The 20562-nt window shown below is 73.9% G+C and carries 13 protein-coding genes; 11 read left to right on the forward strand and 2 right to left on the reverse strand.

From position 1 onward, the window contains the following. Window positions 1-31 precede the first annotated feature (31 nt). The 4 genes from ABT053_RS01225 (at window position 32) to ABT053_RS01240 (ending at window position 3223) form a co-directional block, all read left to right on the forward strand. Complete coding sequence (locus ABT053_RS01225; RefSeq protein WP_350966789.1) at window positions 32-943, forward strand: LysR family transcriptional regulator; 912 nt, start codon at window positions 32-34, stop codon at window positions 941-943. A gap of 264 nt (window positions 944-1207) precedes the next feature. After that, window positions 1208-2341, forward strand: a complete 1134-nt coding sequence (locus ABT053_RS01230; RefSeq protein WP_350966790.1) for a DUF5925 domain-containing protein — start codon at window positions 1208-1210, stop codon at window positions 2339-2341. 77 nt (window positions 2342-2418) lie between these two features. Then, window positions 2419-2919: a DUF1622 domain-containing protein gene (locus ABT053_RS01235; RefSeq protein WP_350966791.1), complete on the forward strand. Its 501-nt coding sequence runs from the start codon at window positions 2419-2421 to the stop codon at window positions 2917-2919. Continuing rightward, a complete protein-coding gene (locus ABT053_RS01240; RefSeq protein WP_350966792.1) occupies window positions 2912-3223 on the forward strand; it encodes a hypothetical protein in 312 nt (103 codons plus the stop codon). The genes ABT053_RS01235 and ABT053_RS01240 overlap by 8 nt, the downstream gene beginning before the upstream one ends. Here the strand turns inward: ABT053_RS01240 and ABT053_RS01245 are convergent. After that, on the reverse strand, window positions 3205-6243 hold the full coding sequence (locus ABT053_RS01245; protein ID WP_350966793.1) for a DUF7824 domain-containing protein: 3039 nt from the start codon (window positions 6241-6243) through the stop codon (window positions 3205-3207). The two genes, ABT053_RS01240 and ABT053_RS01245, sit on opposite strands and share 19 nt — an antisense overlap. After that, on the reverse strand, window positions 6240-7616 hold the full coding sequence (locus tag ABT053_RS01250; protein WP_350966794.1) for an SWIM zinc finger family protein: 1377 nt from the start codon (window positions 7614-7616) through the stop codon (window positions 6240-6242). The genes ABT053_RS01245 and ABT053_RS01250 overlap by 4 nt, the downstream gene beginning before the upstream one ends. A 1338-nt stretch (window positions 7617-8954) precedes the next feature. Here ABT053_RS01250 and ABT053_RS01255 point away from each other — a divergent pair. The 7 genes from ABT053_RS01255 to ABT053_RS01285 all read left to right on the forward strand — a co-directional run bounded on the left by ABT053_RS01255 (window position 8955) and on the right by ABT053_RS01285 (window position 20436). Beyond that, on the forward strand, window positions 8955-9335 hold the full coding sequence (locus tag ABT053_RS01255) for a histone-like nucleoid-structuring protein Lsr2 (protein ID WP_350966795.1): 381 nt from the start codon (window positions 8955-8957) through the stop codon (window positions 9333-9335). Between the two features lie 180 nt (window positions 9336-9515). Beyond that, window positions 9516-10820 (forward strand): M20/M25/M40 family metallo-hydrolase, encoded by a 1305-nt coding sequence (locus ABT053_RS01260; RefSeq protein ID WP_350966796.1) that lies wholly within the window; start codon window positions 9516-9518, stop codon window positions 10818-10820. A 629-nt stretch (window positions 10821-11449) separates the two neighbouring features. Next, window positions 11450-12817, forward strand: a complete 1368-nt coding sequence (locus tag ABT053_RS01265; RefSeq protein WP_350966797.1) for a lipopolysaccharide biosynthesis protein — start codon at window positions 11450-11452, stop codon at window positions 12815-12817. A 75-nt stretch (window positions 12818-12892) separates the two neighbouring features. Next, window positions 12893-14047, forward strand: coding sequence for a DegT/DnrJ/EryC1/StrS family aminotransferase (locus ABT053_RS01270; protein ID WP_350966798.1), 1155 nt, complete (start codon window positions 12893-12895; stop codon window positions 14045-14047). 370 nt (window positions 14048-14417) lie between these two features. Beyond that, entirely contained in the window at window positions 14418-15446 is a 1029-nt protein-coding gene (locus ABT053_RS01275; RefSeq protein ID WP_350966799.1) for a GNAT family N-acetyltransferase, read from the forward strand. Between the two features lie 20 nt (window positions 15447-15466). Further along, entirely contained in the window at window positions 15467-16855 is a 1389-nt protein-coding gene (locus ABT053_RS01280; RefSeq protein ID WP_350966800.1) for a DegT/DnrJ/EryC1/StrS family aminotransferase, read from the forward strand. Window positions 16856-16911: 56 nt separating this feature from the next. After that, the gene (locus tag ABT053_RS01285; RefSeq protein ID WP_350966802.1) at window positions 16912-20436 is read left to right on the forward strand and encodes an AfsR/SARP family transcriptional regulator; all 3525 of its coding nucleotides are present in this window, start codon (window positions 16912-16914) and stop codon (window positions 20434-20436) included. Window positions 20437-20562: the final 126 nt, after the last annotated feature.

The raw sequence follows: 20562 nt of genomic DNA on the forward strand, positions 1-20562 counted from the left end.
AGTTGCCCACCAGGTGTGATGAGATGTCCTCATGGGTGTGACGGTCGCGCAGCTCCGGGTCTTCACCGCCGTGATCGCGAACGGCGGCTTCGGCGTGGCCGCGGAGGAGCTGGGCATGTCCCAGTCGGCGGTCTCCCACGCGCTCGCCGCCCTGGAGCGCGCCCTGGGCGCCCCGCTGGTGCTGCGGCACGGGAGCGCGCGCCCCACCGCGCTGGGCGCGGCGATCCTGCCGCACGCCCAGGCCGCGCTCGCCTCGGTCACCGCCATCGACGAGGTCGTCTCCTCGCACCTGGGGCAGCACACGGGGACCGTCCGGGTCGCCGCCCCGCCCACGGTCTGCTGCGGGCTGCTGCCCCAGCTCATGCGGACGTGGCGCGCGGAGCTCCCCGGCGTCGAGGTGCAGGTCTTCGAGGGCGACGACGACGAGTTGGCACCCTGGCTGGAGACCGGGGTCGTCGACGCCGCGATCCTCGTCGACCCGGTGCCCCCGCCCCCGGCGCACGTGGTGGTGGGCCGCGACGCCTTCCACGCGGTGGTCCGCGCCGACCACCCGCTGGCCGGGCAGGAGCACATAACGATGGCCGAGCTGGTGGAGGACCCGCTCCTGGTCTCCAAGGGTGGCTGCGAGCCCCAGACCCGCGCCCTGTGCTCCATGGCGGGAGTCCCCTACGCGCCCGCCCAGCACGTACGCGAGCTCGGCACGCTCATCGGCATGATCGCCGCGGGCATCGGCGTCTCGCCGGTTCCCGACCTCGGCCGCGGCCTGCTGCCTCCCGGGCTCGTCATGGTCCCGCTGAGGCCGTCCCTGGAACGCGCCCTCGTCCTCACCGGCCCGCTCACCCGCCCGCCGAGCCCCCTGGTCGACGCCCTGCTCCGCACCGCCCCGGAAGCCCCCGCGGTCTCCGCCGTCACCGAGGCTCCCGCGCCGGTCCCGCTCCCTTGAGCCCTTGAGTCCCTGAGCCCCTGAGCCCCCTGAGCTCCTGAGTCCTGAGTTCCTGGCCTGGCGGCCCCGGAGTCCCGGGCCCGCCGACCCCGGACCCGCGGACCCCGGACCAGCTGGCCCCGGACCCGCTGGCCCCGGGCCCGCCGACCCCGGGCCCACCGACCTCGGGCCCACCGACCTCGGACCCGCCGATCCCGGACCGTGCCGGTCGCGCCGGGCTAAAACCCTTCGACCGGCGGGCGCCCCGCGAGGATCATTGGCGCCATGTCCGTACTCAAGGAGGTCGACTTCCAGCCGGAGCCGCGCCCGGTGGAGCTGCCGATGAAGATCTGGCTCGACGACGGCGACGCGGCGGTGGACGTGATCGACGCGCTCGCGCTGTCGCCGTTCGCCACCGGGGCCCAGCCGTGGTCGCGCACCGCGAGCCTGGAGCGGGTCCGCCCCGACGCCCCCCTCGCCCCCGCCTCCGGGAGGCTCGTCCGGGCGGCCTCGGAGAAGGACGGCCGCGACTCGCGGCTGCTGTGCGGGGAGGGCTGGACGCTGCGCGTGGTCCGCTACCGCAACCGCGCCGCCACGGTCAGCGTGACCGCGGTCGACGAGGAGCTGGCCCGCTCGGTGATCGAGGAGGCCGTCAAGGACGCCGAGGAGCCCGCCCCCGAGAGCGACCACGTCGAGATGGGCTTCTGGTGGCAGAGCCCCCGGGGCAGCCGCCGCTCGGAGAAGCCGATCACCGCCTCCCCCTGGGCGGAGATCTCCGGCAACTACGCCAGGTCGGTCAGCGAGCCGCTGTCGCGGCTGATGTCCGTCACCCCCTCCGAGGCGCACGGCCGGCTGATCCTGCTGCACGGCCCGCCGGGCACCGGCAAGACGACGCTGCTGCGCACGCTCGCCCACGAGTGGCGGTCGTGGTGCCAGGTCGACTGCGTGCTCGACCCGGAGCAGCTGTTCCAGTCCCCCGGCTACCTCATGGAGGTCGCGGTCGGCTCCGACGACCACGACCACGACCACGACGGCGAGGGAGGCGGCGACCGCTGGCGGCTCCTGGTGCTGGAGGACTGCGACGAGCTGATCAGGGCCGGTGCCAAGGAGGCCACCGGTCAGGGCCTGTCGCGCCTGCTCAACCTGACCGACGGGCTCCTCGGCCAGGGCCGCGACGTCCTGGTGGCCATCACCACCAACGAGGACCTCGCCCACCTCCACCCCGCCGTCACCCGCCCCGGCCGCTGCCTCGCCCAGATCGAGGTCGGCGCCTTCCCCTACGACGAGGCCGCCCGCTGGCTCGGTGGCGGCGAGGGGATCTCCCCCTCCGGCGCGACCCTCGCCGAGCTCTTCGCCCTTCGCGAGGGCGTCCTCAACCGCACTCCGGCCGCCCCCGAGACCACCGGCCTCTACCTCTGAGCGCCCCCTTCCACCCCTTTAGGACGGGTCCGCGATCGCGGGCGCATGGCCGGGGGGACACCGGGTAACAGCAGCGCATGCTCGATCTTCTACCGGAGGAGACCCTCCGGCAGCTCGTCAACCTGCTGGTCCGCCTCGTCGAGGCGGCGGGGGCGGGCGTCATCTTCGTCGGCGCCGCGATCGCGTTCGTGCGGTTCGTGCTGGTGGCCGTACGGCGGCACGACGACGGGTTCATCGCGGTACGGCTGTTCCTGGGACGCTTCCTCGCCCTCGGCCTGGAGTTCCAGCTGGCCAGCGACGTGCTGCGCACGGCCATCGCGCCGAGTTTCACGCAGATCGGGCAGCTCGCGGCGATCGCGGCCATCCGCACCGCGCTGAACTTCTTCCTGAACAGGGAGATCGAGCGGGAGGGACGCACGGTGAACGACGCGCGCGGACGCGGCTCGCTGGACGCCCCCGGCGGGCACGGCACATCGGACGACTCCGGCGGGCGGCACGGCGCATCGGACGATCCAGGTGAGCGCGGCACACCCGACGACCCCGGCGGGCGCGTCCCGCCCGGTGCCGGGAATGGCTGACCTCGTCCGGACGCTCGTCCCCCTGATCGTGGTCATGGGGCTGGTCGCCGGGCTCGCCGTGCTGCTCTCCGGCGGCGGTCCCGGCGGCGCGCTCGCGGTGCTGCTCGACTTCCTCCTCGCGGCCGGGCTCCTGCGCCTCTCCCAGGCCCAGACCTGGGCGGCGATCGCCACGGCGGCGCTCACGGTGGTGGTCCGCAAGCTCGCCGTCGCCGGGTTCTCCGCGCACGCGGCGGGACGGCGCCCGCCCGGCCGCCGCCCCGCCGTCCCCGCTCCGAGCGGGCGGGATCAGGGTCGTACGAGATAGTCGTGCAGGCGGCGGCACTGGCGGCCGAACTCCGACGAGGAGCGGCGCAACGGCGGGGCGAGGCCGGGGATCTCCCCGCGCGCCCCGGCCCAGCGGGCCACCTCGACGCCCAGGGTGACGAGGTCGGTCGCGCCCGAGCGCGGTCGTTCCCCCTCCCCCGGCAGCACGTGCGGCAGTGCCGCCCGGATCACCTCCCAGACCTCCCGGTGGGCGCCCTGCCCGGCCGCCTGCCCGAGCCCGGCCACCGCGTGCGGCAGCTTCACCCGGGCCCGGTTCGTGAGGAGGGCGAGCTGCGCGCCGAGCGCCTCGGCCGGCAGGTCCCCCCGCGCCGCCATCCGCAGCACCAGCCGTACCCCGTGGTCCGGGTCCCGCTGGGCCAGGAAGAAGGCGAGCAGCAGCGCGGTGGGCTCGCCGACCGGCCCGTCGCAGGCGGCGAGCGCCTCGACGTGGTCCGGCTGGACCTGGGGCCGGTAGTAGGAGTGGAGCAGGTACGGGAGATAGCGGGCGGCGACCACGTCGCGGTGCGAGGGCAGCACGGCCGGCCACCAGTCCATGTACCGGCCGTGCTGCTCCCAGTCGCGGTGGGACACCTCGCCGAGCAGCTCGTCGACGAGGGGCAGGCCGGTCGGGCCGGTCCGCACCCAGGGGGCCGGGCTCAGGTGGGCGTCCGGGGGCGGTGCGTGCTCGTCGGTGTGGCGTGCGTTCCCGTTCTCGGTGAACGTCCAGCGGACCCGCGTCTCCGGCTCGACCGGCCCCTCCGCCAGCCATCGCGCCGCCCGGCGCCCGGCCTCGGAGGTGAGCCGCCCGGCGCGGGCGGCCGTCTCGGGATCGGTGCTTCCCGGCAACCGCAGCAGCGCCTGCTGGAAGTCGGCGGGCAGCGGCTCGGCCCCGGCGGCCTCGACCGCCTCCAGGCGGGTGAGGAACACGGCCGGATCGAGGTGGCCGGTGGCGCGGGTCGGGGTCGCGAGCAGGACCGGCGGCAGCGTGCCCGTCCTGAGCGCGGCGAGCACCTCCGCGCACCGCCGGAGCACGAACCGGTGCGGCGCGGAGACGCTGTCCTCTCCGGGGAGCCGATCGGGCCAGTCGGTCCGGGCGGTCCGGGCGGTCCGGTCAGGCCAGCCGTGCCGGTCAGACCGGTCGGGCCGGATCTCCTCGGGAGCGCGGTGCCCGGTGACGGCGTCGTGGCCGGACGACCCCGCGAAGATCGCTTCCCCCGTCTCCGGGGTCGTCACGATCTCCCCGCCCTCGCCCGCGGGCCTGTTCCAGATCCGGAGCGACGAGTAGAAGTCTTCGAAGTCGGTGGCGTCGGATCGGCCTCCCGGCGACACGGTCCGGGAAAGGTCGTGTCGCTCCCCCGGCCCGGCCGCCCCGCCGTCGCCTCCGGTGAGGAACCGCATGATGTGGTCGCGCGCCCCGGTGAGAAGGTCTCCGAGGGACGTCTCCCCGCCGTCCCGCGTGCCGATCCTGACGCTCCCGAGGGTCCACCCCTCCGCGACGCCCGAGACCTCCGGAGCCTCATGGACCGCCGGTCCGGGGTCGGCGCCCGGGGAGACGAGTTCCGCGGCGATCGCGGTGAACCAGTCGTGGGGCGCGTACCAGCTCTCGCTCCGGTAGAGGTCGTGGATCTCGTGGACGCCTCCGGTGAGCGCGGCGCGCAGCGCCTCGCGGTCCTCCCCCGCGAACCTGACGAAGCCCGCGAGCCACCGCTCGGCCTCCCGCCAGTCAGGGGACGAGCGTACGCGGACCAGCTCGGCGATCGTCCCCGGCGGTTCGGGGAAGGCTCCCGCGGGATCGGGCGGGGTGAGCGGCGGCGGGACGAAGACCTCCGGCTCCTCCCACTCGGGCCCGGCCTCCCCGCCGACCGCCCCCGCCAGGAGCAGCCCCAGGTCCGGCGGGAGCGCGCCCAGCGCCGCGCGCAACGTCTCGGCGCCGAGCGGGGTGAGGTGCGCCGCGTGCTTGACCGCGAGACGCGTGGCACGCTCCCGCACCGCGTACGCCTCGTGGCCGAACGCGGACGCGAGGGCCGGGGCCAGCTCGTCGGCCCGTTCCGGCGACCGCCGCAGGGTCTGGTCGAGCCAGGTCAGTCCGGTACGCACCAGCCCGCTCTCGGCGCGAAACAGCAGGCCCTCCAGCGCCTCCGTCACGTCGGCCGGGTCGAGGTCGCCGAGGCGGCGCAGGTGCCTGAGCGCCAGCTCCGCGACCGGTCCCGGCGCGGCCGGCAGCAGGCGCAGGTAGTCGCGGGCACGGACCTCCACCTCCTCGTACGTGGGTTCGAGCAGCTCGTGGAGGCGGACGAAGAACCGCAGGTCGGTGGCGTCCCCTCCGCGCAGGAACCGGCTCACGCAGCCGTTCACGAGCGTCTCGCGGCTCACCCTCCCCTCGCGGCTCAGCACGGACAGGGCCCTGAGCCAGGTCCCGCCGCGCGGCGGGTCGCTCCGCTCCTCGCGCAGGGCGCGGCCCACGCCCTGCGCCTCGAAGATCCTCGGCAGCAGGGTGTCGAGGAGCGGGTCCCGGCGGAGCTCGCCGAGGCGGGGCGGCGTGGCGAGCCAGCCCAGCACGAGCGGGTCGTGCTCGGGCGGGGTAACGCCGGTACCGCGGAGCAGGGCGAGCACCAGCGGCAGCCCGGGTGAGGTCGCGGTGCGGATCCGGAGCACGAGCCGGGCGACCAGGTCGGCCTGCCACGCGGGCTCCCGCGCGGAGATCACCCTGACGAGGGCGCCGGTGTCGCCCGGCGTCTCCCACTCGAAGACCGTGAGCTCGCGGCGGTTCAGCCAGGTGGCCACGGCCGCGGCGCCGCCGAGCGAGCCCGCGCCCGCCACCCGCAAGTGTTCTCCCCGCCCGTTCCGCCTTCTCGCCCACGGGTCGAAGGCCCTCGCCTCGCGCCCCGCCGACTTGAGGTAACCGGGCAGTTCCCTGGCGACCTCCCTGCGCTCCGCGTCGCCGAGCTCCACCATCCGGGCCGCGAGCGCGTCGAGGCCACCGCGCTCGACGAGGTCGCGGACCTCGTCCCAGGTCGTCATCGGGAGTCCTCCCGGGCGAGGGAGGCCGGGGCCGCCGGGGAACCGGCGGGGGCGTCGGCGGTGCCGGCGGCCATCCGGGCGGCGAGCACGTGCTTGCAGGGACCGCGCGAGCCCAGGTGGTCGTACCACCACGGGCAGGTGCACGACCCCTCCGCCATCCGCACCAGGCGGACGCCGCCGCCGGTGGTCACCTCGGCCGAATCGGGGCCGGTCAGCCGTACGGCGCCCGAGGCGATCAGGGAGCGGGCGGAGCCGAGCCTAGGGTTGAGCGCCGCGACGTGGTCGCGGTCGTAGGGCAGCTCGCGGTGGAAGTGCGCGGCCTCGAAGAGGTCGTAGCCGACCCGGCCCGCCGTGCCCAGCTGGGTGAGCGAGGCCCGGACCCGCTCCGGCGCGAGCCCGGAGCGCTCGGCGAGCACGCCCAGCTCCAGGGTGGGCTCGAAGTCGAGCAGGATGCCGACCAGGTCGGCGTCACCGGCCACCACGTCCGAGGAGAGGTCGTCCAGGACGGCCCCCTCCCCGGAGAAACCGCGCCAGGCCTGCGGGGACAGCACCAGCGTGTAGCGCATGCCCGGCAGCTCCAGCTCCCAGGCGCTCGACCCCGAGCCGTCCGCCGGGCCGTACAGGCGCAGGGCCTTGGCGAAGCGCAGCAGCGGCGTCATCGTCGCCAGCCTGCCGGTCCCGGCCAGGTGGACCCCGCCCGGTACGGCCCGCTCCGAGAGCCGCAGCTCCCGGCCAGACGGGACCGCCCACACCTCGGCCGTCGCCCGCTTCGGCAGGCCGCGCAGGAACCTGACGGCCTGCGGCCCGGCGAGCTCGGCGCGCAGGTCGAACCCGGAGGCGATCACCTGGACCTCCGCGAACCCGCGCAGCCACCGGTCGGGCAGCGGCACCTTCTTCTCCACGACCGCGCCGTCCAGGGTGGTCACGGTGAGCTCGTCGGGACCGACCCCGACGTGCAGCGGGTCACGGCCGCCGACCCTGGCCAGCGCCTCGCGCAGCGGGTTGTTGACGTCCACGTTGGTGGTGCCCCGGTCGAAGACCTCGCCGTCGAGGGCGGGGCCCAGCACGTCCAGCCGGGCGTAGACGCCACCGCAGGCGGAGAACGACTCGAACCTGAGACGGTCGCCGCCGCAGGTCACCACCGGATCGCGGGTGAACCCCGGCTGCGGCCGGTGGTAGCGGGCCAGTGCCACGTCGGCGACCGCGAGCAGGCCGGTCGCGGCGGGCGCGGCCTGGGTGAGCAGCCCGCTGAAGAATCGGGGGTGGTCGAGGAAGCCCGTCGTCGTCCGGCCTCCGGACGTCGACAGTCCCAGGTGCCCGTCGGAGAGCGTGGAGGGACCGGCGTAGGAGTAAGCCTGCACTGCACTTGTCATGGGCCGGACGGTAGAGATCACGACCGACAAATCCGCTCACGACCGGGCGACCGGCGTACGACCACCGGCCTCCGGAGCCTCCGGAGCCTTTGAAGGCCGCGAAGGCTGCGAAGGCTCGGGAGGCTTCCCGAAGGCTTCAAGGCCCCGAGGCCTTCGGAGGTCGGCGGCCGAGGGCCGGGGACGTCCGGGCCCGGGGTGGCGGGGGGCGGGGGGGCGGGGATGGCCGGGACCCGGGCGGCCCGGGGACCGGTGCCGGGCCGGGTGTCCGGCCCGAAGGCGCGGGGACCGGTCCCGGGGCGGATGTGCGGCCCGCAGGCGCGAGAGCGGGGACCCGGGGGGCAGAGGGCCCGGGGACGCCGGATCCGGTCAATGTCCCTATCCGATCCCCGGCCCGCCCGCGAACAATTCGGGGGAACGCCGGTTGATTGACCCGGGCCGCCCGTGGAACGGGCCAATGACCGTCAAGGGCCAAACGAAGCCCGCCGTCCACGCTCTCTCACAATGCGAGACGCCCGGAATCAGGCGTTCCGCAAGGCGAGTCTTGCCTTACCTCAGAGTGTCGAGACCACACCCCAATGTGATCGGCCCCGTGCCTCCGGGCACCTTCGAAGACACCCGGCGCGGACACCGGCAAACCCGTGGACCGGCTGCACGCATTCCGGACGCGGGGAAGTCATTTGTCCACCAGAATCCCGGAACGCGTTCGGTTACGAACATCCGGCGTGCGTGAATTGTCGCCGGGCGCCCGGGACGGCGCACGCGGAACCCCTCCTCCCCGCCCCTTCCGGCCCCGGCCCGTCCCCCCGTTCCCTCTCCACGCCCCCGGCCCGACAGGTACCGTGAGCAGCTGAAAAGGGACGAAGGACGCGTACGGCGACCGGGAGGGAGGTCGCCGCGCCCAGGGGCGGCGGCGTCCGGGAAACGAACGGCAGTGGAACGACGGACCGGAGTGGCCCCAAGTGGCGGAAGTCGATTTTTTTCCGGGCGACGAGGCCGGAAACCACCCGGAGGTCATGAAACTCCAAAGCGCCCCGATGCCCCCTTCCGGAAAACCCTCCGAGGGCAACCGACAGATCTCGGCATACAAGACGCCAGGGAACCCAGGCGCCGCCGTCGTTTTTAATCCCTCGTGAGCGGGAAGCATTTCCCAATGACGTGGAGACGTCGGAGTTCGGCCTTGAGTAATTAACCGAAGGGTGGATCTCCGACAGGCAGGGGTTTCCCGAGCGCGACGACGAAAGGAGGGACTAGAGTTTTGCGCGCGGGGAAGAGACGCGGGAACCATCGTCGGCCGGTTCACGACCGCACGCTCCGGCGCCGAGATTAAGGAGTCACACAATGGCACGTCAGCAAGTCGTCACGTTCACCGACGACATCACCGGCAAGAAGGCGGACGAGACCGTCTCGTTCGGTCTCGACGGCACCACCTACGAGATCGACCTGAGCTCGAAGAACGCCACGAAACTTCGCGAGGCCCTCAAACCGTTCCAGTCCGCGGCCCGCAAGGCGAGCACCTCCCTGGGCCGCAAGGGCAGGGGGAAGGGGTCCGGCGGCAACCGTGAGCGGAGCGCCGAGATCCGGGCGTGGGCGAAGTCCCACGGGATCGAGGTGAGCGAGCGCGGGCGCATCGGAGGAAAGGTCGCCGAGGCGTTCGCCGCCGGCGACCCCAGCGTGGCCAAGGGCTCGACCAAAAAGCCGGAGGCCGCGCTCAGCGAGTGAGACAAGCTCCCGGACCCTTGGAGGGGTAGCGGCGTCGCAGCCGGCCGGGAGTGCTCGGAACGACCACCCGAGGCGCCGTTTTCGACCTTCGGCACGACGACCCCAGGTGCTATTTCCAACCCGGAGGGGTATGCACCTTTGATCCATGTTTGGGTCTTTTCTCCGGGGGGCGTTTCGTCGATGAGCGAGGTCGCGCAGATCTGCTCGAACCTGATCAGGTTCGACACCACCAATCCCGGCCCCGGCGAGCGTCCGGCGGCCGAGCACGTCGCCGCCCTGCTGTCCGAGGCCGGGATCGAGCCGGTGGTGTTCGAGTCGGCCAGCCGCAGGACCAGCGTGGTCGCCAGGATCCCCGGCGACTCCCCCGAGGCCCTGCTGATCCACGGCCACCTCGACGTGGTCCCCGCCCGGCCCGCCGACTGGCGGATCCACCCGTTCTCCGGCGAGATCTCCGGCGGGTGCGTCTGGGGCCGGGGCGCGGTCGACATGAAGGGCACCCTCGCCATGACGCTCGCCCTGGTCCGCGACTGGGCCCGGCGCGGGGTGCGGCCAGACCGTGACGTCGTGCTGGCCTTCCTCGCCGACGAGGAGGCCACCGGCGAGTACGGTGCCCGCCACGCGGTGCGCCACCACCGCGAGCTGTTCGACGGCTGCACCGACGCGATCAGCGAGTCCGGCGGCTACAGCGTCGAGGCGCCGGGCGCGCGGATCTACCCGGTCGCGGTGGGCGAGCGCGGCACCGCCTGGATGCGGCTCACCGCGACCGGCGTCGCGGCGCACGGCTCCCGCCCTCCGGTGGACAACGCGGTCGCCGAGCTCTGCCACGCCATGTCCAGGATCGCCGCCCACCCATGGCCGGTACGGCTGACGCCCGGTGTGGCGGCGCTGATCGAGAGCCTGTCGGCCGTCCTCGGCGAGCGCGTCGATCTCGACCGGCTGGACGAGGAGGCGAGGCGGCTCGGCCGGATCGGCGACCTGTTCGGCGCGCAGATCCGCAACTCGGCGAACCCGACGATGCTCCAGGCCGGCTACAAGGTCAACGTGGTCCCCGGCACCGCCGAGGGCCACGTGGACGGGCGGTTCCTGCCGGGGTACCGGGAGGAGTTCCTGGAGACGATCGACCGCCTGCTCGGCCCCCGGGTGACCCGGGAGTTCGTCAACGTCGAGGACGCCCCCTCCGCCCCGATGGACTCGCCGTTCTTCGACCGGCTCGGCGCCGCCCTGGTGGCCGAGGACCCGGCGGCGCGGCCGGTGCCGTACGTGATGTCGGGCGGCACGGACGCGAAGTCCTTCGCGGGGCTCGGCATCAGGGGCTACGGCTTCGCCCCGCTGATGCTCACCCCGGACCTCGACTACTTCGGCATGTTCCACGGCGTGGACGAGCGCGTCCCCGTCGAGGGCCTGGAGTTCGGCGTCCGCGTCCTGAACCGGCTCCTCACCTCTCGGGGCTCCGAACCCCCGGCCCCTGAGGCACCGAGGCCCTGAAACCGTAAGACCCTGAACCCCTGAAGCCATAAAGACGCCGGGAAGGCCGGGAAGGCCGGGAAGGCGCCGTCCCCGGTGAACCATGAAGCCCCCGAAAGCTCCCGAACCGTACACGGAGATCCTCCGCGCGCCCCGGCCCGCCCGCGGTGACCTCCACCACTCTCACCGCCCGCCCCCACCCCACGAAAGCGGGGCAGGCTCCATCACAATCGGGCCTTGCCAGGGACTTCCGGATACATGCCGGACACGGCTCGCGTGAAACTGGGGCATCATGACTCACGTGCCGATTCTCATGTACCCCTCGGTGACCGGCAGGTCTCGTGACGAGACGCGAACACCGGCGACGTGCCCCCCGGGGCCCGCCGGCGGGGCCACCGATCCGTCCCGCCCGAGCGATCCGGGGCACTCCCGCGGAGGTTCCGGGAACACCGTCTCCGGAAGCGCCGCGAACCGGGAGCACCGGGGTGAGTGAGCACGGCACCGGGCGAGGCCGGCACGCCAGGCCCGGTGGCGGCGTTCCCGCGCCGGGGGCCCGGCCGGAGGGCCCCGAGCCACCGGCGAGCGCGTTCACCGGTCTCCGTACAGCGGGCGGCAAGGCCGGTGCAAGCGGCCCGGCCGACGATGGCGGCGTGACCCGCGACGGGAGCGACCAGGCGGCGGGCCCGGCGGCGGCCGAGGGGCGCGGGGCCGGGCTGATGGACCGCCTGCGCAAGGACCTGCGGAACCCCCTGTTCCTGCAGGGCTACGCGCTGATGATCAATACCGGGATCACCGCCGTGCTGGGCCTCGGCTACTGGTTCCTCGCGACACACCTCTACACCGCCGCCGCGTTCGGCGAGGGTCAGGCACAGATCAGCGCGATGCGGCTGTTCTCCTCCCTGACCGGGCTCGCCTTCGCGGGCGCCCTGGCCAGGTTCATCCCGGTGGCCGGGCGCCGCACCGCCGAGTTCGTCCTGCGCGGCTACGCGATCGCCGGGGCCGCCGGACTGGTGGCGGCGCTGGGGTTCCTGCTGACGCTGCCGATCTGGGGATCGGTCTACGCCGACCTCGGCGGGCTCGGCCCGGGGTTGTTCTTCCTCGCCTCGGTGCTCGTGTGGACCATCTTCACCCTCCAGGACGTGACGCTGGCCGGGCTGCGCAACGCCGTCTGGGTGCCGGTCAACAGCCTGGCGTTCGGCCTGGTCAAGATGGGCCTGCTCGTCGCGCTGGCGTACGCGCTGCCGCAGGGCGGCGTCTTCGGCGGGATCTTCGTCTCGTGGATCGTGCCGACGGCCATCGCGCTGGTCCCGATCAGCTGGCTCATCTTCGGCGTGATCATCCCCAAGCACGTCAAGAACACCGAGGTGAGCGCCGCGAACCCGCCGCGCCTGCGCGAGGTGGGCCGCTTCCTCGCCGGAGACTTCCCCGGCGCGTTCTCCATCCTGCTGATCCTCTACCTCGTCCCGGTCATCGTCGCGGGCTGGCTCGACGACGCGCCGACGTTCGGCTACTTCTCGATAGCCCACACGCTGGGCTCCATGGTCGGGCTGCTCGCGGCCAACATGGCGGTCTCGCTCACCGTCGAGGGGTCCTTCAACGCCGCCCAGCTGGCGCAGAGCGTGCGCAACGCGCTGCGGCGCACCTTCCTGATCGTCGGCCCGGTCATCGCGGTGGTCGTGATCGGCGCGCCGCTGATCCTGAGCGTGTTCGGCCCCGGGTTCGCCGAGGCGGGCTCGCCGCTGCTGCGCCTGATGGCGATCGCCGTGCTCCCCCAGACGGTGATCGAGATCTGCCTCAGCATGCTGCGCGCCCAGAGCGAGGCGCGCAAGCTCGCCCTCGTCCAGATCGGGATGGCCGTCCTGGTCCTCACCTCAATAGCGGTGCTCTTCCCCCACTTCGGCATCGCCGCGGTGGGCTACGCCATGCTCGGCAGCCAGCTCCTGGTGGCGCTGCTGATCTTCCCGAACATGCGCAGGGTGATGAATCATGGCAAAACATCCCAGGTGAGCACTGGTTAGCACGACACGCGCTTCCCGGTTTGCGGTCTTAATGTCGTACGTGATAGACGGTCTCCAGTGACTCCTGAGCACATTGTGGCGAAGCGGACACATCGCCTCTGCCTCCCACTGCCCTCCAACCGCCTGGGCCTGTATCTGGCCCTGCGGCACTGGTGCCGTCCCGGCCAGCGGCTGCTGATGTCACCCCTGTCCGCGGACGAGATCCTCTTCCTCGTGCTCGCGGCGGGGCTGCGCCCGGTCATCGCCCCGCTCTCCCTCGACGACGGCAACATCGACGTCGACCGCGTCGACCTCGACACGGTCGACGCGGTGCTCACCACCAACCTGTACGGCCTGCCCGACCGGGTCGCCGCGTTCGGCGGCAAGATCCTGATCGAGGACGTCGCGCACGCGATCGAGACGAGCGTGAACGGCAGGCCGATCGGCACCTTCGGGGTGGCCGGCGTGTTCAGCCTGTCCAAGCACGCGGGGGCGGGCTCCGGCGGGGTGATCGCGGTCGAGCACCTCTCGGACCTGCGCGCCCTGGAGCGCGACCGCGACCGGCTGCTGCAGCCGGGCGCCTTCAGGAACGAGATCCACAGCGTGCTCACCTCCGCGGGCCGGCACGCCGCGCTGCGCCTGAACATGGTCCGCCCGGCCCTGCGGGCGATGCGCGCGCTCGGCATGGAGGAGGAGCGCGACGGATACCGCATCGCCCCTCGCCCGGCGGAGCTGCTCAGGGCGCTGGAGTACGCCCCGCAGCAGCTGCCCGCGTTCGACTCCTGGGTCCAGGCCGACCTGCACGACTACCGGGCCAGGCGAGGGCACCTCTCGCGCTGGTACCAGTCGAGGCGCCTGCACGCGCTGCCCCGGCAGCGGTCGCGGCGGATCGCGGGCGTCTCGGCGCTGGCCGCGCTGCCCACCGTGGCACCGGCCGTCCGCCGCCACCTGGACCAGCCGCTGTTCCGGGTCCCGCTGCTGGTCTACGGCCGCGACGGGGCCATCGCCGAGCTGGAGCGGCACGGGGTCGCCACCGGATACCTCTACGACCCGCCGTACGACGGCTACCTGCCGGAGTTCACCGACCCCTCCCCCGAGCCCGAGGTGGCGCGCTGGTGGGGCCGGCACGTGCTGCCGATCGACCCGCTGTACGCCCACCGCGCCCTGCCGGTCATCGAGCGGCTCGTCCCCGCGGTCCCCCCGATGCCACCCAGGGTTCCCCCGGGCCCGGCCTCCTTCGGTGTCGCGTAGTGAATCCGTCGCTTGGCGAATCCGTCGCCTGGCGAATCTGTCACGTAGCGGACCTGTCGCGTAACTAAGCGAATAGGGCCATACCTCGCTAGATTTGGCTTACTGATTACCGGCCGGCGGTACGGGGGATCGCCTCCTGGTTCCGGGACGGTCTCCGCATGCCGTGGCGCACACCTCACGTGCCCGCACCGGCTGGATCCCGTCCTTCGCTCCGACGCTGGGACCAGGCTTCGAGAAAGGACCACCGCCTCGTGAACGGTAGGTTTGCGTGCCCCGCTGGTCGTCCCCGCCCGGCGGGGGGCGGCGCATGAGGATCAGCGTCGTCCGACCCGCAGAGCTCGGCCCGTCCGAGATCGCGGCATGGCGGGGAATGCAACGTTCCAGTCCGCACCTCGACAACCCCTTCCTCAGCCCCGACTTCGCGATCGCGATGGGCGAGGTGAGCACGGAGGCGCGGGTGGCGGTGATCACCGAGTCGGACGGGCCGGTGGGGTTCTTCCCCTTCGAGCGGCACGGCGGCGGGGTGGGCGCCGCGCTGGGCTGGTGGGTCTCGCTCTCCCAGGGGGTCGTCCACCGGCCGGGCGCGGAGTTCGACTCCGACGCCCTGCTCAAGGCGTGCGGGCTGAGCGTGTGGGAGTTCGGCTGCATGGTCGACCGCCAGCCGTGGTTCCAGCCGTTCGAGACGCTCAGGCAGGAGGCCGTGGTCCTCGACTTCGGCGGCGGCTACTCCGCCTTCCTCGACGAGCTGCGCGAGCGCTCCCCGAAGTTCCTCAAGACCACCCTGTACAAGGAGCGGAAGCTGGGCCGCGACGCGGGCGAGGTGACCGCCGAGTTCGCGGTGCGCGACCCCGGGCAGTTCCGGCTGCTGCGCGAGTGGAAGTCCGCCCAGTACCAGCGGATGGGCCGCCCCGACCGCTTCGGCAAGGCGTGGGTCGTGGAGCTGGCCGAGCGGCTGCACGCCGTCGACACCGGCGACTTCGCCGGGCCGCTGTCGATGCTGTACGCCGGGGGCAGGCCCGTCGCGGGCCACTTCGGGCTGCGCACCGGCACGACGATGATCGGCTGGTTCCCCGCGTACGACCCCGAGTACGCCAGGTACTCCCCCGGCCTGATCCAGCACCTGCGCATGGTCGAGTCCGCCGCGAAGCTCGGGGTCACCTCGCTGGACCTGGGCATCAGCAACGGCTCGGAGTACAAGGACGCGCTGTGCAGCCGGACCGTTCCAGTCACCGAGGGCATCGTGCGGCGCCGGTCGGCGGGCGCGGCGGCGCACTGGCTGCGCACCGAGCCGGTCCGCCGGGTGCGGCGGTTCATCCTCGACAGCCCGGCCCTGTACGGCGCCGCCGACAGGGCGATGAAGCGGTACGGTCGGCTGCGCACCCGCAGGAAGACCGGGTGAGCCGCCCGAAGGAGGGCCCGATGAGCGATCGCCCCGCCGTTCCCGGCATTCCCGGTGCTTCCGGCGTTTCCGGTGCTTCTGGCGTTTCCGGCCGCGCGAACGGCCGTTCCGATGGTCGTTCCGGCAGCGGTACCGAAAGCGGTGCCGCTGACCGCGCCGATGGCCACGCTGACGGCCTCACCGACGGCCACGCTGACGGCCTCACCGATGGCCGCGCTGATGGCCGCGCCGACGGCCGTCGCGCGCTTGAGGCGGCCATGCGCGACCGGATCGGCCAGGAGTGCCTCCACGTGCCGTCCGCCAGGTTCGGCCTGCTGCTGGCGCTGCGCCACTGGTTCAGGCGCGGCGACAGGGTGCTGATCTCCCCGACCAACTGCGAGACGGTGCTGTTCGTCGTGCTGGCCGCCGGGCTGGAGCCGGTGATGGCGCCGGTCTCCTGGCGCGACGGCAACATCGACGTCCCCGCCGTCGACTGGACCGGCCTCGCCGGTGTCGTCACCACCCACCTGTACGGCCAGCCCGACCGGGTGACCGAGCTGCGGGCCGAGTGCGACCGGCGCGGCGTGCTCCTTCTCGACGACGCGGCGCACGCCATGCAGACGATCGTGGACGGCCGCCCGGCGGGCACGTTCGGCACCGCCGGGGTGTTCAGCCTCGCCAAGCACGGGCGGGCGATGTCCGGCGGGTTCCTCACCGCGGAGGACCCGGCCGCGCTGCCCGAGCTGGCGCGGGCCAGGGACGAGCTGCTGCTCCCCGGAGGGGCACGGGCCCAGCTGCTCGGCACGCTGCGGCCGGTGCTGCGCGAGACGATCTACCGGACCGGGCTGGTCAGGCCGATGTGGCACGCCCTCAAGGCGCTCGGGCTCGTGCGGTGGACCGGCCACCGCTGCCCGCCCCGCGAGGAGGAGCTGCGCGCGATCGTCGCCGCCGATCCGGTCGACCCGCGCGCGATGGACCACTGGCTGCGGATCGACCTCGACGACTGGCGGATGCGCCAGGGCCCGCTGCTGCGCGGCTACCACCGCTCCCGGTTCCGGGTGATCGACCGCGAGCGGGAGCGCCGGGTGGCCGGGGTCGAGCTGCTGCGCACCCTGCCGTGGGCGGCCGAGGGCGTCCGCGACGCGGCGCCGCAGCCGCTGCTGCGGGTGCCCCTGCTGGTCGAGGACCGCGACGAGGTCGTCGCCCGGCTGGAGAGCAGGGGCGTGGTGCCCGGTTTCATCTACGATCCTCCGCTGGACGACTACCTGGACCTGGTTCCCCCGGGGCCGACCCCGGAGATCGCCCGCTGGTGGACCGGCCACGTCCTGCCCGTCGACCCGCTCCGCGCCGCCCGCATGGCCGGGCTGCTGGCCGAGCTGGACGTCCGCCCGGCCACCCGGCCCTCCACGGCGTCACGGCAGCCTGGCTGAGGGGGTAGGCGCGTTCCCCGTGCCCGGATATGCCGGGCAGGTGGCAGAGTGGCTGGGTGCGCGTGAGCATTCTGGGGCCGCTACGGGTCGTGGCCGCCGGTGAGATCGTCGAGATCGGGGGAACGCGGCTTCGCGTGCTGCTGGTCAGGCTGGCCCTCGCTGCCGGGCGCGTCGTCACGGTCGAGGAGCTGTCGGACGCGCTCTGGCCCGGCGACAGGCCCGGGGATCCGGCGAACGCGGTCCAGTCGCTGGTGTCCCGGCTGCGCCGGATCCTGCCCGACGCGTCGGCGCTGCGCTCCGACCACGGGGGCTACCTGCTCGACGTGCCGCCGGACGCCGTCGACGCCCACCGGTTCGAGCGGCTGGCGCGCGAGGGACGGCGGGCCCTGGGGAACGGAGACGCGCTGGCCGCCACGCGCCTGCTGGGCGATGCACTCGGGCTCTGGCGGGGACCCGCCCTGGGCGAGGTCGCCACGGCCCCGTTCGCCGTGGCGTACGCGGCCGGGCTGGAGGAGGCCCGGCTCGCCGCGACCGAGGACCGGGTGGAGGCGGAGCTGGGCCTCGGCCGGCACTCTGCGCTGGTGGCCGGGCTCCAGGAGCTCACGGCCCGCCACCCGCTGCGGGAGCGGCTGCACGGCCTGCGGGTCAGGGCCCTGTACGCCGCCGGGCGCCAGGCGGAGGCGCTGGCCGCGTACGAGGAGTTCCGGCGGGGGCTCGCCGAGGAGCTGGGGGCCGACCCGGGGCCCGAGCTGCGGGAGATCCACCTCGCCGTGCTCCGCGCCGACCCGGCCCTGCGCGCCGCCCGTAACGAGGCGCCACCGGCCCGTACCGGCGCGCGCGGCAACCTGAGGGCCGCGCTGACCACCTTCGTCGGCCGGACCGCGGAGATCGGGATGATCGGCGCGCGGCTGGGCGAGGGGCGGCTGGTCACGCTGGTCGGCCCCGGGGGCGTGGGCAAGACGCGGATCGCGACGACCGTCGCCGCCGAGGTCTCCGGCCGGATGCCCGGCGGGGCGTGGCTGGTGGAGCTCGCGCCCGTGACCGACCCCGCCGACGTGGCGCAGGCCGTGCTCGGGGCGCTCGGCTTCCCGGCCCCGGTTCCGGCCGACGCGCGGGCCGGGGCGCCCGACACGACGGCCCGCCTGGCGGAGCTGCTGTCGTCCGCCGAGACGCTGGTGGTGCTCGACAACTGCGAGCACCTGGTCGACGCCGCCGCGCGCCTGGCCGACGATCTCCTGGGGCGCTGCCCGGGGCTGCGGATCCTCGCCACGAGCAGGGAGCCGCTCGGGATCGCCGGGGAGGCCCTGTGCCCGGTGCCCCCGCTCGGCCTGCCCGAGCCGGGCGCCACGGCCGAGGAGGCTCTGACCGGCTCCGCGGTGCGGCTCTTCGCCGACCGGGTGGCCGCCGTACGCCCGGGGTTCGCCGTCACCGACGGCAACGTGGACCTGGTGACGGAGATCTGCCGGAGGCTGGACGGGCTGCCGCTCGCGATCGAGCTCGCCGCGGCCCGGCTGCGTTCCCTCACCGTCGAGCAGCTCGCCGCACGGCTGGACGACCGCTTCCGCCTGCTCACCGGGGGGAGCAGGGCCGCGCTGCCCCGGCACAGGACGCTGCGCGCGGTCGTCGCCTGGAGCTGGGACCTGCTCGACGACGAGGAGCGCCGGTTCGCGGAGCGGCTCGCGGTGTTCCCCGCGGGCGTCACCCCCGAGGCCGCCGAACGGGTGTGCGCTCCCCCGGAGCCGTCCGCCGGACCTGGATCCACGGCCCCGCGACCGGCCGCCACCCCGAAACCCGGCACGGCTCCGGAACCCGGCACCGTTCTCAAACCCGGCACCGCCCCGGAGCCAGACACCGCCCCGGGATCCGGTACCACCTCCGAACCCGGCACCCTCCCGGAGCCCGGCACCGCCTCCAAGCCCGGCACCACTCCAGGGCCCGGTGCCGCTCCCGGACTCGGGACCGCCGCCGGAGGCGACATCGCCTCCAAGTCCGGCACCACTCCGGAGTCCGGTATCCCTCCCGGACTCGGGACCGCCTCGAAGCCCGGCACCGCTTCCGGACCCGGCGCCGAGAGGGCGCGGGCGCGGCAGGAGCTGGTCCTGGACCGGCTCGCGGCCCTTCTGGACAAGTCCCTGTTGCAGTTCGCCGAGGGGCCCCGCTACCGCATGCTGGAGACGATCAGGGAGTACGCGCTGGAGCGCCTGACCGAGGCCGGAGAGGTCACCCGGCTCAGGAAGGCGCACGCCGCCTACTTCCTGGAGCTCGCCGAGACGGCCGAACCCCACCTCAGGGGTCCCGACCAGCTGCCCTGGATCGGCAGGCTCGTGGCGGAGCGGGACAACATCCTCGCCGCGCTCCACTTCGCCGCCGGTTCGGGGGACGCCGACACCGCGATGCGGCTCGCCGCCGCCATGAGCGTCTTCTGGACGATCATCGGCAGCGGCGCGGAGTCCATCGGATGGCTGCGCCTCGCGCTCGACGTCCCCGGCGAGTCACCGGAGGTGGCGCGGGGGGTCGTGTCGGCCCTGTACCTGCTCAACCGGGCCACCACCGGCGGCTACGCCAAGCTGGAGGACGGCCTCGAGCAGCTGGAGGAGATCTCCCGCGCGACCGCGGACAACGCCGGGCACCCGCTGCTCGCGCTCCTCGAACCCGCCCTGGCGCTCTTCACCGACGACACCGAGGCGGGCCTGGCCGCGATCGAGCGGCGCCTGTCGCACCCCGACCCGTGGACGCGGGCGATGCTGCGGTCGATCCGCGCCTTCATCCGGGAGAACGACGGCGACATGGCCGGCATGCACGAGGATCTCGCGGTCGCGGTCGCCGCGTTCCGGGAGATCGGCGACCGGTGGGGGCTGGCGACCGCGCTGAGCCCGCTGGCGGAGGCGAACATGGCCTTCGGGGATTTCGACGGTGCCGTGGCGGCGCTGGAGGAGTCGATCCGGCTGCTGCGCGAGCTGAACCCCCACGACGACGCCGGCCACCAGCGGGTCTGGCTCGCCATGGCGCGCATGAGGCAGGGCGACACGGAACGGGCACGGGCCGAGCTGTGGGAGATGACCAAGACGGGATCCTACGACTGGTCCGAGCGTAATGTCGCGTTCGCCCGGATCGGCCTGGGCGACATGGCGCGCCACGAGGGTGACCCGGAGGAGGCGGCGCGGCAGTACGAGGCGGCCAGGACCGCCCTTGGAAAGATGCCGTTCGTCGCGCCGCAGTTCCGTGCCCTCTTCCTCACCGCGATGGCGTACCTCGCGATCGAGCTGGGCGATCCCGCGACCGCCGGGCAGCGGATACGGCAGGCGTTCGTCGAGGCGCTCGAGGCGAGGGACATGCCGGTCGTGGCCAGGGTCGGGGTCGCCTCCGCCACCCTGCGCGCCCACCTCGGCGACGCTGCGGGGGCCGCGGAGTCCCTCGGCGCCGCCGAGGTCCTGCGCGGAGCCCCGGACCACCACCCCGATGCCACCCGGCTCGCCCTGCGGTTACGCGAGGAGCTGGGCGACGCCGGGTACGAGGCCCGCCACGGCCACGGCCACGGGCTGGACCGCGAGGCCGCCCTCGACCGCGTACGCCTCCACTAGGCGACGGGCACGGGCCGTCAGGCGCGGGCCACGAGACACGCGCCCCCGGCCCAGCGGGCGACAGACCCCGGCCACCGGTCCCGCACCACGGGCCGTCAGGCACGGCGGCGGACCCAGGCCACGCGA

The organism is Streptosporangium sp. NPDC002524 (genome assembly GCF_040295985.1).
GTDB lineage: Bacteria > Actinomycetota > Actinomycetes > Streptosporangiales > Streptosporangiaceae > Streptosporangium.

What these genes read in the sequence shown, in the direction of transcription:
- ABT053_RS01225 (WP_350966789.1), top strand. Translation starts at nt 32, where the DNA reads ATGGGTGTGACGGTCGCGCAGCTCCGGGTCTTCACCGCCGTGATCGCG.
- ABT053_RS01230 (WP_350966790.1), top strand. Translation starts at nt 1,208, where the DNA reads ATGTCCGTACTCAAGGAGGTCGACTTCCAGCCGGAGCCGCGCCCGGTG.
- ABT053_RS01235 (WP_350966791.1), top strand. Translation starts at nt 2,419, where the DNA reads ATGCTCGATCTTCTACCGGAGGAGACCCTCCGGCAGCTCGTCAACCTG.
- ABT053_RS01240 (WP_350966792.1), top strand. Translation starts at nt 2,912, where the DNA reads ATGGCTGACCTCGTCCGGACGCTCGTCCCCCTGATCGTGGTCATGGGG.
- ABT053_RS01245 (WP_350966793.1), bottom strand. Translation starts at nt 6,243, where the DNA reads ATGACGACCTGGGACGAGGTCCGCGACCTCGTCGAGCGCGGTGGCCTC.
- ABT053_RS01250 (WP_350966794.1), bottom strand. Translation starts at nt 7,616, where the DNA reads ATGACAAGTGCAGTGCAGGCTTACTCCTACGCCGGTCCCTCCACGCTC.
- ABT053_RS01255 (WP_350966795.1), top strand. Translation starts at nt 8,955, where the DNA reads ATGGCACGTCAGCAAGTCGTCACGTTCACCGACGACATCACCGGCAAG.
- ABT053_RS01260 (WP_350966796.1), top strand. Translation starts at nt 9,516, where the DNA reads ATGAGCGAGGTCGCGCAGATCTGCTCGAACCTGATCAGGTTCGACACC.
- ABT053_RS01275 (WP_350966799.1), top strand. Translation starts at nt 14,418, where the DNA reads ATGCAACGTTCCAGTCCGCACCTCGACAACCCCTTCCTCAGCCCCGAC.
- ABT053_RS01280 (WP_350966800.1), top strand. Translation starts at nt 15,467, where the DNA reads ATGAGCGATCGCCCCGCCGTTCCCGGCATTCCCGGTGCTTCCGGCGTT.